This is a genomic window from Paenibacillus sp. NPDC057886, from assembly GCF_042796655.1.
In the GTDB taxonomy this organism is placed as follows: domain Bacteria; phylum Bacillota; class Bacilli; order Paenibacillales; family Paenibacillaceae; genus Paenibacillus.
In genome coordinates this window covers 537,265-549,189 of sequence record NZ_JBHVMZ010000002.1, presented here as the reverse complement: position 1 = coordinate 549,189, position 11,925 = coordinate 537,265, and the positions used below count along the sequence as shown (strand labels likewise).

Below are 11,925 nucleotides of genomic sequence, written 5' to 3'. Positions count from 1 at the left end.
AACGCATGCGTTCCGACAAGCGTTATAAGATAGGATGAAGCTCAAGGTGTAATGATGGAGGTATATGAGATGGAAAGCTCACGGTATAAAAATGCTCAGGAAAGTCCGGGGTATCTGCTATGGCAGGTTACAACGATGTGGCAAAAGGAAATACGCAGGGTGCTCGAGCCTCTGGAATTAACACAACCCCAATTTGTATTATTGCATGCCTGTGTGTGGCTCAATGAACGCGATACAGAGGGCAAGGGAGTAACCCAGGTTCAGCTTGCGCAATTTGCGAATGTGGATGTTAACGTTACTTCTCAAGTTCTCCGTGCTCTTGAAAAGAGAGAGTTAATAACTCGCAAGCGTCATCTTACCGATACCCGTGCGAATATTATTACAACAACGCCGGAAGGAACTCGCTTGGCGCTTGAAGGTATTCATCTAGTTGAAGCCGCGGACAAGGTGTTCTTTGATGTGTTAAGTGATCGTAAGGACGAATACATGGAAATCATGCAGGAATTTATTCGACATAAAACAGATGTTTAATTCATAGAGAGATTTTTCAGTGCTTTATTAGACTACAGCGTGTAGTGAAGTTGTACCTCCCTGACTTTTTAGCCGGGAGGTTATTTCTGTTGGTTCAATCAATCCGATATGTGGCGAATGGCTTACCATAGCGGAAAGGATCGCTGAGTTGGTCGAGCTCGGTGGTCATGTCATCGGTTAGTTTCATGTCCAGGCTAGCCAGATTATGTTCCAGCTGTTCCGTACTCGTTGCACCAACGATAACCGTTGAAACAGCAGGACGTGCCAGCAGCCAGGCAAGCGACAGGACACTTGGTGAGCATCCATAATCCGATGCTTTTTCGGTGACCTGCTCACCTAGTTTAATATTGTGTTCCAACAGGAAACGATTGAAGGCCGGATCGGTATCCGCTCTGGAACCGGAAGGAACAACAGCTTTGCCATGGTATTTGCCTGTCAGGATGCCGCCAGCCAGCGGGAAATACGGGATGATCCCGACGCCCTGATCAAGGCACATCGGTACGAGTTCAAGCTCAGGTGTGCGATCAGCCAGAGAGTAGCTGGTTTGGGTCGAGATATATCGTACATATCCTTTCAACTCGCTGGTACCCAGAGCTTTCATCAGCTCCCAGGCTGCATAGTTGGAAGCTCCGATATAGCGGACTTTGCCGGAAGTGACCATATCGTCCAAGGTGCGCAGCGTCTCATCCAGCGGGGTATGCGGATCAAAGGTGTGGATCTGATAAAGATCCACATAGTCCGTTTGCAGACGCCGCAGGCTATGTTCAAGCTCTTGTTGCAAATGATAGCGGGATGAGCCGCGCCCATGGGGACCCTCGTGCCGGGGAAGTCCGGCTTTGGTAGCAAGCACAGCGTTTTCCCGTTTGCCTGTAAGGGCCTGTCCGATAATTCGCTCCGATTCCGTTCCGGCGTAAATGTTGGCGGTATCAATAAAATTGATTCCCTGATCCAGTGCCGTATGAATAATGCGGATTGAAGTCGGGTCGTCCGCCCGTTTACCAAAGGCATTAGTGCCGAGTCCAAGTGCGGAAACGCGCAGACCGCTATTCCCCAAACGTCGATATTCCATCGTTCATCGCTCCTTCTGTGTCATTTCTTGTATTGCAGATTATAACCTAATCTATTGAAAACGTGTTATTAATATAGTTAAATGATTCTAAGACCGTTATTAAAGGAGATATGATGGAGAACAGTGCCGCACATTTAACCAGACGGAAGCCGAAGAAACCGAAGAAGAGATGGAAGAAACCTTTAATTATCATCCTGAGTACTTTGATTGTGCTGGGGGGACTCGGATTTATCTATCAAAAGCAACTCGTTGTGTTTGCATTTAACCTGTTTGCTTCGGATACCGTAAAGGAAACGCTCGATGAATCCTTCAAACCTGTTGGCGATAAGGATGCACCCGTTGTAGAACATACCGATCCATTCTCGCTGTTGTTGCTAGGAATTGACCAACGGGATAACGAACCAAGCCGTTCGGATACCATGATCTATTCTGTTGTGCGTCCGGAAGAAAATAAAGTGTTGCTGCTGTCAATTCCACGTGACTCCTATACCGATATTGTCGGCCGGGATGTGAAGTCGAAGATTAACTCAGCCTATGCCCATGGTGAAGCCAAGATGGCGATGGATACCGTGGAGCATCTATTGGAAAACAAAGTCGATTTCTATGCCGCGATTAATTTTAACGGACTCAAGGATATTGTTGATGCGGTTGGCGGTGTTGAATTGCCGATTAAGAAAAATATTGAGAACAAATCGAAAGCACATGAGAAGCTGTTTGTGGAAGCGAACAAACCGATCTACAGCGGCGAAGAAGCGCTGGGTTATGTGCGGTACCGGGAAGATTCCGATTTCAATCGGACGATGCGGCACCGTCTTTTTCTAAGTGCCTTCATGAATCGTGCGCTTGAGGTCAAAAACCTGACCAAAATCCCGGACGTTATCCAAATCGCTGGATCGAATTTTACAACGAACATGAACTCGGATTTCATCGTGAAATTTGCCGAGTCTCTATATATGAAAGACAGCACGCCAACAATCAGCAATTACATGCTGAAGGGTGAAGGCGCAACGCGCAGTGGCACATGGTACTATGATTTGTCAGAGAGTGATCTGCAATATGTGCGAACTCTGCTCGCGAACTGGCTAGACCCGGATACCACCGAAATTATGGAGCCGGAGACGGCGGATACGAAAGATCCGGCGTAAGCAAGTATCCGAGGCTCAGTAAGATGACCGGAAGTTGTATACGTGTGTAGAATGACTATATCAATGAATGAGAGAGTCCTGGGAGCTGATGCTTCCCGGGCTTTTTGTTATATAAGCATTTGGTATAAATTCCATAACGACTTCCAATCCGCAGAGATCGGTTGAATGATTCTATTCCTTAAACCCCATTTTATGGCATACATATAGTAAAATATAGGGAATGAATTCAACATCAACCAACGGAGGAAGCTCATGAAAGAGTTCAAGGATCGGCTTCACCAGGTTCAGGAGCAGCAGAAGCAGCTGGTAAAGGAATATAATGCGCTGCTCCAGGAGTATCAATCCGATGATCTAATCGTGCAAAATGAACAGCTGCGAGCGCAATATGAAGCGCATCAACTCAAGCTGCAACAGCTTGAAGTACGCACACGGAAAATGGAAGAAGAGAATGCCCGTCTTCGGATGGCTCTATCCGAACAGATGCTGGATGAGAAATTGAATCTCATTCGTATATCCCAGGAGAAGATGGAGACCTATTTTCGGGGAAAGACGAGTGTACATAATGATCGGCTCGCGGCGCATGAACATCGTGCCAAAGTGAATTTGAATGCCATATTCAACAGGGCTTCAGAGGAACTTCAGGGCGACGCCAATGAGATTAAGGAGAGAATTGCTCATCTGGCTGCTGAATTGCAGGAACGAATTGAGCTGCACAGACAGGCCCTGTGGGAGAGAGAAGAGGCGCTGCGTGGGCAGATGCAACAAGGATACGAGCACATGGCGGAGGAAGGCTTAAGCGAGGAGACCATTCAGCGGCGCATTCGCCAGAACCGGATGGAGATGAAGATTGGCCTAAGCTGGATCAACAAGGTCGCCATCCTGCTCATTATTCTTGGCGTTGGAGCGGCGTTTCGCTACTCATACGCGACTTGGTTCAACGATGAGATGAAAGGCGGCGCTTTTTTTCTGCTTGGCGTGCTCATGCTTGCCGGGGGTGAATGGCTGTTCCAGCGCAAGCGTCAGACGTTCGCGATGGGGCTGCTGGGAGGCGGGATTTCCGTTTTGTTTGGCTCAATCTTCTACAGTTACTTTTTACTGCATATTATCGGGTTATATACGGGACTTGCCTTGTCGGTGTTGGTTTCGGCCATATCTGTGCTGTTATCGTTGAGGTATCAGTCCAGGACAATCTGCTCACTTGGTTTGGTTGGAGGGTATTTACCGTTAATTTCCTACATGGCCTATTTCGGCCTTCAAGGTTCGGCTGTGTATGTTGCCATGATCTATCTGTTGCTCTTAAACGGAATTATTGTATTAATTTCATTTGGCAAACGGTGGCCAATTGTGCATTATATCAGTTTTCTGTTCAACACACCGTCCATGCTCATCCTGTTATGGCTCTCGCCAAGTGAGAAGATCGGCATGGTGTATTCCATCGTGACATTTGCATTATATCTCGGCATTACACTGGCGTATCCCTTCAAACATCGGGTGAAGTTAACGTGGTGGGACTTCGCATTGTTGGCCATGAATACGAGCATCAGCTGCCTGATGTTGTATGTATTGTTCGATGCAGCGGGCTGGAATGACGCACAGGGCTTGCTTGCTCTGATTTTCGCTCTGGTCTATTTCGGGCTCGCCCGGTTTGTCCAGCAGAGGATGCCTCAGGAAAAGCAGACCCTTCTATTGTTCTACGTGACTTCCCTGACCTTTGCCATTCTGATTATACCGTTCCAATTTGGTGCAAAGTGGCTGTCTATGGGCTGGTTGATTGAAGGGGTTCTGATGGTAACGCTAGGGCATCTGAAGCGGTTTAAGTTGGTGGAGCGTGCCGGATGGGGAATCGTGCTTCTGTGCATGTTCACCTTTGTGTATTATGACGTGCTGGTGCTGTTCATCATGGGGGAGCAATCCTATTTCATGCTAAAATACTCCTGCATCACGCTGGGTGCGCTGCTTATTACGCTCTATTACGCCTTGGATCGCAACGGCTCCCTATCCGGGGAGAAGTATCATTATAGCCAGACAGAGCTTGGCTTTTTGAATACATTCAAGTACATCGCACTCGCCAATCTGTGGTTATATGTGTTGTATGAATCAAATGAATTGTATATGAAAGCAGTCGATGACTCATTCCTGTTATACCTGTTCTACAAATGGCTGATGTTCGCTGCGCTGACCATTGCCATAGCCTATGGATTGGGTAAAGTGCGGCTTTTGCGTGATCGGATCGTGCAGGGTTATATCGTCTTCCTGCATGCGGTGGGCTGTTGTATTGCACTGGCAGTAACGTTATCCATGCCGGCACTTCAGCCGGATGTTCAGCAGCACACAGCGGCTGAAGTCGTAGGTTTACTCGTTTTAATCATCTTTAATGTGGGTGTGTTCTTTGCAGGAAGGGATTTGCTGATCACGGCAATCCGTGGGCAGTTCAAGAGCATTGAATGGTATCCGGTTATCGCAGGGGTCTATCTGCTGGGTGTCATCACCGTGTTCCTGACGATCCAATTCCAGTGGGGTGATGTCGGGCTAATGTTCAGCCTGATCTATCTTCTGCTTGCGATCCTGTACATTGCCTATGGGTTCCGAAGAAAATATGTGATGATTCGGCGCCTCGGTCTGGGCCTGACGTTGTTTTCCACGGGGAAAATGGTGTTCTATGATGTGGGATTGCTTACATCTGGCAGCAAGATCATTGCCTATTTCAGCTTTGGCGTACTGCTGCTTGGAATTTCTTATCTGTATCAGAAGGTGTCGAGCCGGATGGAGGAAATACAGGCTAGAGAGACCGAAGAGTCTAATGAAATCCGATCTACAAGACGATAAAAATAAACAATTTTAGGAAATCGGACGCAACATTCACAATCTTTGCGGGAGGGATACAACACGGGATTTGATCTGAGTATCATGTTATGGCAACTGTTATGGATTGCTGGCCCTGTAGTGCTCATTGTGTATGGGTGGAGGAAACTTGGTTTCAGGAAAAAGCGGCGCTGAGGGCAAGGAGTGCCGTTGCAACATCGATTTTGACAAAAATCATTATCGGATGAACTTATCGGTATCTATATCATGAATATGAATTAAAATGAGGCTCTTGAGCGCTAGTTGTTAGCGTCCAGGGGCCTTATTCTGATGAACGGATTATGATCTCTTCTTCATTCAGGATGGCATGACCCAGCATAAGATGACATTCGTGAAACGTTTTTTCTGTTGATCACGTTATAATAGAGTATACTTACGGCTGGGTATTCAGTTGCAACCATGAAGTTTCGGTTGTGGTTGTGCCTTTTAGGGATTCTCCGCGATCATCGTTGATGCGGGAGAGCACGGTTAATGTAATGGACAGGGTGAAGGCGAGCAGCACATATATGAAAATGTTTTTTTTGTTCATGATGAGTGACCTCTCTTGTTGATTGGGCTAAGGCATGCATACGGCCGTTATGAGAAAAAAGGCACAACGTCTGGTATAGTAGAGAAAAGCATATAACGATGCCTGTATACACTATATAAATTATTATGGATGCAAACAATGGAACAAATCTGATGAATTTATCATTATTTATGAACGGAACGCTCATAGAGATAGAGTGATATTTGAAGGTGGGAGAATAACATGCGGGAGACGGCAAAAATCGTCATTCGTACGCCAGGGCAGGAAAGTGACGGTTTGTTCGCTTATGTCAGCCAGGGACGTTCCATTACAGTGGGGCGGTATACGGGTGGAGATGAACTGGAATTGTCTGTCTACAATCAGTTGATATCGAAGCGGCATTGCCGCATTCATTATGATGCGCAGCATCAGCTGTGGATTGAGGATCTGGATAGCAAAAACGGAACAGAATTGAACGGGCAGCGCCTCGTTCCCTTTGAGAAATACCCGTTTGCCGAAGGAGACAGCCTGACGCTGGTCAACGGCTTGATTCAGCTTCGCGTAGAAGGGGATCTCGAAGAAACGAGAGAATATCGGATATCCGACCTGCTGGGCGAGGGCGTACGTTTACAGGATCATCTGCAAACTGTACAGATCGGCGAAGTGGAGATTCCGCTGTCCAAGAAGGAGTACCAGTTGTTCAAGCTGCTGTACAGCCAGTTGGACCACTTCGTGACACGGGAGCAGATTGTTGGCCAGGTATGGCCGGAGCGAAGCATGCTGGAGAGTGAGTCGGTAGGCATTGACGAGATTAACTCGCTGATCTACCGGACGAATCGTAAGCTGGGAGTACATTTTACAATCAAGTCGGTGTACAAAAAGGGTGTATATATGAAGTCACATGTGCCGGACTGAATGAGTGGAATGAGCAGAGAGATGGAATGAGATTAAGCCAAAATAGAATAAGAAGAAGGAAGCTTCTGCCAGGTTTTTTTGGACCTGAGGAAGCTTCTTTTGTTATGATGAAGATGCAAATGCCGCCTCTTAATTAAAAATCCAAAGGGTTGAGGTTATGTTCATAGTTCAATTTATACCATGGCTGATTGTCGTGGTGACACTTATATCTGTGGTATCCATCGTGCTGGTCAGTTGGAAAAATGGAATTTCACCGATGCCCACATCCAGCATCGTCAGGCAGACGGTCATTCAGGAGGTCAACCGCATTCCCGGTTACGGCGACGTTATTGAAGCAGGCTCCGGGTGGGGAACGCTGGCCCTGGACGTGGTCAGGCATTGCCCAGGCAAACGGCTAACGGGTATTGAAAATTCAATTGTTCCCTTGTGGGCTTCCCAACTGATTGCTTTTCTAAGTGTCCGCTTACGGAGAGCGAAGGGAAAGCGCCATTCTCTGGAGGGACGGCTGCGATTCATCCGTGGCAACATCTATACCAGTTCATATGAACACGCAGATTGCGTCATCTGTTACTTGTTCCCTGGAGCGATGAATCGGCTCGTCGACAAACTTAGCCGGGAGCTGCCGCCGGGAGCAAAGGTGATTAGCGTCTGTTTTGCATTGCCAGGCAAGATGCCGCTACGGACAATCACGTGCCGGGATACGTTGCGTACCAAGGTGTATGTATATACGTTTTGAGCGCTAACGAACCTATAGCATCTTAAAAGGCGGATAATCAAGGATTGCAACGTTTAACGAACTTCAGTAACGTTATTCCGTCATCATATGGGGTCAGAACCCAGAAAATCGGTCCAATCGACGAAATAACGTCTCTGTGATTCGTTAGATCTCAGACCTGGGCAAATGGGAGCGGATAGCGTGTACCAGGTTCTTAAGAACAAAATAACAAAAACAAGGGATGTCCTCCGTCATATTCATGACGTATGGGACATCCCTTTGTTTTTTATAATCGCCTATTTAGTTTGGCTTTTATGGCCTGAATCTTAACTTACTTTGCGGTATCTGTAGTGCCCGTTGTACCTGTGGTGTCGGTTGTTGTACCGGACTCTGTTCTGTTTCTACCGCCTCCGAATCCGCCTTGGCCACGGCCTCCGCCTGGACCACCCATACCTGAATTCGCAGTCGTTACACCAGATTCATTCACCCAGGTTACATTGCTTGTGGATTGGAAGGCAACCACTTTGGTTCCTCCACTATACGTTCCGTCTGTATAGAGTCCGTCCACTGCTTTACCAGTCGATGTTCCGCCGGAGTAGATTACATAAGAACCGTCTTTTTTCAGATCCGGGGAGCTGACAACTACAGATTGATAATCTTTCGCTGGAGCAAAGGTCAGGATATTGTTTCCTTCGCTGTCTTCCACATGCACCAATGTTCCTGCTTTTTGCGTTTCAGGGAACGTCATGGCAATGGTATTTTGAGTCGATGCTTCGGATGTTGCCTGTGCCATGCCTGAGCTTCCCGCTGCGACCAGATATCCGCCGCTCATCTCGAAGTTACCGTCATAATCCAGTGCTCCGTTGCCATTGTCTGTTGGACCGTTCACAATGACGGTTCCGTCTGTCATATAAATGGAGCCATTCGAATCCAGTCCATCGCCGCCTGCATTTACGGTGAGGGAACCGCCGTTGATATGAAGCTCGTTGTTGGTCGCTGCTTCTCCGCCCGGCATACCGCCTGGTGCGCCTCCTCTGCCGGAATCCTGAGTTGTCTGATCCGGAGTCGACGTTGTTCCTGTCGTTTCGGTTACCGATATGTTGGATGTAGCCGTTGTATCTTTGGTTTGCGTAGTGGAATCTGCGGCCGCTGTTGCAGTTTCTTCTTCTCCGCCTGCTGCGTTCACGCCATCATCCGATGCAGTCACATCTATATCCCCACCGTTCAGTGTGATGATTGCACCTTCAAGACCTTCATAGCTCTTGGCAATGGTGATCGTTCCGCCGTTAATGGTAAGCGCCTGATCTGCATGAATGCCGTCATCGCCGGATTCAATGCTGAACTTGCCTTCATTGACGATTACATTGTTGTTGCTGTGCAGGGAATCATCCATGGAGTCGATCGTGTACGTACCACCATTGACGGTGAGGTCAACTCCGGCTTTAAGTGCTTTGGCACTCGTCGTTTCTTCTTCTGTTGTTGTTGTGCTTGTGTCTACATCTGCATTGGAATCAGCAGGTGGTTCTCCATCCGGTGGTGTGCCCATATCGGTTGGAGGTGTACCGCCACCCCATCCGCCGCCACCGCCGCCGCCAAATGGTCCTTCTTCTACTTTGGCTGGTGCATTGGCACTGCCGCCTCCGGTTACGATGTTAAATGTGCCGCCATCCGTAACCAATGCGGTTTCCGCTTGAATACCGTCGCTGCCGCTCTGGATGTTAAATGTACCTCCAGCAATGGCAACGAAGCCCTTGGACGTATCCGTATCGTTTGTGGATTTGATGCCGTCGCCTTCTGATTCAATGGTAATGGTACCGGCTTGAATCGCCACCATATCTTTACCTTTGATGCCGTCATCGGCGGATTTGACGTTAATTTTGCCACTGATGATTTTCAGATCATCCTTGCTCGTTATACCTTCATTGTAGTTACCTGTAACCGTCAGCTTGCCTGTACCATTGAACGTCAGATCTGCCTTGCTGAAGATGGCTGCATCCGGCTCATCCGTTGTCGCATCGGCGTATACGTATGTCTTGCCATCCGAGACAGCATTCTCGGTTCCTTCCTCCAGCGTAATGATGGCTTTGCCCGCTTTCTGGATATAGATGGCTGCACTATCGTTGTCATTGATTGTCGCCCCGTTTAATACGAGATGTACGGTGCCCTTATCTGCAACATTGACTACTATCTGTCCATCGGTAAGCTTGCCGCTAAGTACATAGGTACCCGCTGCGGAGATGGTCACTGATCCATTTGCTGCTTTTGCACCCGATCCTGTGATGGAAGCGGTCGTCCCGTTCAGTTTAATTGTTGTGGAGTCTGTTGCACTCCAGCTCACATTCGTATCGTCTGCATCCAGAGTGACCAGATCGGCATACTTCACCGAGGTTTGTTCATTGACGGATACGGTTTTGGTTGTCCCTGTCGTTGACACTGCGGCGTTTGCAGTGCTGCTGGTTGCTGCCGGAGCGCTGCAAGCTGTAACCATTGCAGTAATCATCGCGATGGACCACAGTTTGCTGCCAGTTATGATTTTCTTTTTCATATTATATCGTTCCCTTCAAATTTTAATATTCAGTGGTTGTTGGACTCATGGTTAATGAAATATCCAGATTACCGTTTCGGGTACGGATCATATCGAGAAATTCTTTTTGATTGACACTTTCATGAATGGTTACGTTGTAGACCAGCTCGTACAAACTTCCAAGCTCGGTTGTTCTGATTTTTTTAAGTTCATGAACGACATTGAATTTGTGGAATACCTCGTCCAGTGCTTCTTCGTAACTCAGATTCTCGGGAATGGTCACTTTCAATGTTTTTTGCTGGCTTTTCTTCGCTCCGAAGTTGAAGCGGCTCAGGACAAACATCAGTACACACAGGATAATGGTAAACAATACAGCATAACCGAATGCGCCTACACCGCAGGCAAGACCGGAAGCCATGGTGAACAGAACATAAGCAATATCTTTCGGGTCACCAGGCGCACTTCTGAATCTGATGATGGAGAAGGCACCGGCGAGGCTGAATGCACGGGCAATGTTGCTGCCGATCAGAAGAATGATGATGGCTACGATGACTGGCAGGACAACCATGGTTAGCGTAAAGCTCTGGGAGTAAGTGCTCTGATTCGTCTTCATGTATGTCAGGCTGATAATGGCCCCCATAATGATGGCAAGGCCGATGGTAACAATGGCATTGCTGAAGGTCAGAGTTGTATCGGTTAGTGCGGAACTAAAGATGGAATCAAGCATACAGGACACGCTCTCTTTCTGTGATTGTTTTTTCTTGTTCTATGGATGGGTTGAAGTCTGTACCCGGCACGAGTATACGTTCCGTCTGGTAGTTCAGGTTGGTTGTTCTGGCCAGATGTCTGTACTCATTGCCGTATTTCGAGAATCCGGTGCGATATAGGCCATGTTCGGATAACAGTTGGGAGAGCCACATCGGAACGGTTTTCTCGGCTTTGACTTCCATCAGCCAGCGACCGTCTTTCACCAGCGGTTCACCGTAATCTCCCTGCTCCAGCTTCAGATCGTATCTGCGACTGCGGATGTTGGTGTCAAAGGTAATCCGGAGATCGCGGCTGTTTTTGTCAAACAGCGCCTTGCGTTCATACGCGAGGTACACTTTTGGTTCCAGATCGTACAGCCGGAGGAAATACTTGATCTCTTCGACAACCTGTTTGTTCATGTAATCGGCGAGATCAGGCGCTTTGCCTGTCCGAACGAATTCGTAGGCTTCATCCAGCTTCAGGGCAGTTCGGCGTTTGTTCACCAGGCCAAATACTTTCTTTTTGATCTCCAGATATACCTTGGCATTCTCTTCAGGAACTCCGTATGCCCGCAGTCTAAGCTTCTCCTTGTATTTGGGTTTGGAGAGACTGGCGCGGATCAGGGAATCCTGCGGAGTATCGAAGTACAGGTTGCTGATGGAGTAAAACTCGTGTTTCTTGTTATAGGCATCCAGCTCCATATACTTCAGCAGATCGGTGTAGAAGTTCTCGTATTGCTCATCTGTCAGGAGATATTTGCTCTCATATCGGTTGAATACTTCAATTGCCATTGGGGTTCAGTCCTTTCATCCATGTTTTGTATGTTTTGTTTCATCGTGTATTGCTTCCATGTCTGTATCTTAGAGCCCCAACCTTGAATGAATCTTAAATGATTTTACATTCCGTTGA

General features: G+C 47.7%; 10 protein-coding genes. 5 read left to right on the top strand and 5 right to left on the bottom strand.

The window, feature by feature from the left end:
* Positions 1-69 precede the first annotated feature (69 nt).
* Complete coding sequence (locus ACFVQB_RS09505) at positions 70-531, top strand: MarR family winged helix-turn-helix transcriptional regulator (RefSeq protein ID WP_379437478.1); 462 nt, start codon at positions 70-72, stop codon at positions 529-531.
* A gap of 94 nt (positions 532-625) precedes the next feature.
* Here ACFVQB_RS09505 and ACFVQB_RS09500 read toward each other — a convergent pair whose 3' ends face one another.
* A complete protein-coding gene (locus tag ACFVQB_RS09500) occupies positions 626-1,600 on the bottom strand; it encodes an aldo/keto reductase (RefSeq protein ID WP_379437475.1) in 975 nt (324 codons plus the stop codon).
* Positions 1,601-1,710: 110 nt separating this feature from the next.
* On the opposite strand from ACFVQB_RS09500, the gene ACFVQB_RS09495 reads away from it, so the two are divergent.
* Both ACFVQB_RS09495 and ACFVQB_RS09490 read left to right on the top strand, forming a co-directional pair.
* The gene (locus ACFVQB_RS09495) at positions 1,711-2,745 is read left to right on the top strand and encodes an LCP family protein (protein WP_379437472.1); all 1,035 of its coding nucleotides are present in this window, start codon (positions 1,711-1,713) and stop codon (positions 2,743-2,745) included.
* A 252-nt stretch (positions 2,746-2,997) separates the two neighbouring features.
* Positions 2,998-5,571: a DUF2339 domain-containing protein gene (locus ACFVQB_RS09490; protein ID WP_379437470.1), complete on the top strand. Its 2,574-nt coding sequence runs from the start codon at positions 2,998-3,000 to the stop codon at positions 5,569-5,571.
* Positions 5,572-5,980: 409 nt separating this feature from the next.
* On the opposite strand, the gene ACFVQB_RS09485 is transcribed toward ACFVQB_RS09490, so the two are convergent.
* Positions 5,981-6,136, bottom strand: coding sequence for a hypothetical protein (locus ACFVQB_RS09485; RefSeq protein ID WP_157258566.1), 156 nt, complete (start codon positions 6,134-6,136; stop codon positions 5,981-5,983).
* Positions 6,137-6,358: 222 nt separating this feature from the next.
* Between ACFVQB_RS09485 and ACFVQB_RS09480 the strand changes: the two genes are divergently transcribed.
* Together ACFVQB_RS09480 and ACFVQB_RS09475 are read left to right on the top strand one after the other, a co-directional pair.
* Positions 6,359-7,030 (top strand): FHA domain-containing protein, encoded by a 672-nt coding sequence (locus ACFVQB_RS09480; protein WP_379437466.1) that lies wholly within the window; start codon positions 6,359-6,361, stop codon positions 7,028-7,030.
* 157 nt (positions 7,031-7,187) lie between these two features.
* Positions 7,188-7,766 carry a class I SAM-dependent methyltransferase gene (locus tag ACFVQB_RS09475; protein ID WP_379437464.1) on the top strand — a complete coding sequence of 193 codons (579 nt, stop codon included), beginning with the start codon at positions 7,188-7,190 and terminating at the stop codon, positions 7,764-7,766.
* A gap of 310 nt (positions 7,767-8,076) precedes the next feature.
* Here the strand turns inward: ACFVQB_RS09475 and ACFVQB_RS09470 are convergent, their stop codons facing one another.
* From ACFVQB_RS09470 to ACFVQB_RS09460, 3 genes are read right to left on the bottom strand one after another with little or no spacing between them, the layout of a single operon-like run.
* The gene (locus ACFVQB_RS09470) at positions 8,077-10,290 is read right to left on the bottom strand and encodes a carbohydrate-binding domain-containing protein (protein WP_379437462.1); all 2,214 of its coding nucleotides are present in this window, start codon (positions 10,288-10,290) and stop codon (positions 8,077-8,079) included.
* Positions 10,291-10,312: 22 nt separating this feature from the next.
* Complete coding sequence (locus ACFVQB_RS09465) at positions 10,313-10,996, bottom strand: DUF4956 domain-containing protein (protein WP_379437460.1); 684 nt, start codon at positions 10,994-10,996, stop codon at positions 10,313-10,315.
* Positions 10,989-11,807: a polyphosphate polymerase domain-containing protein gene (locus ACFVQB_RS09460; protein ID WP_379437458.1), complete on the bottom strand. Its 819-nt coding sequence runs from the start codon at positions 11,805-11,807 to the stop codon at positions 10,989-10,991. The genes ACFVQB_RS09465 and ACFVQB_RS09460 overlap by 8 nt, the downstream gene beginning before the upstream one ends.
* Positions 11,808-11,925: the final 118 nt, after the last annotated feature.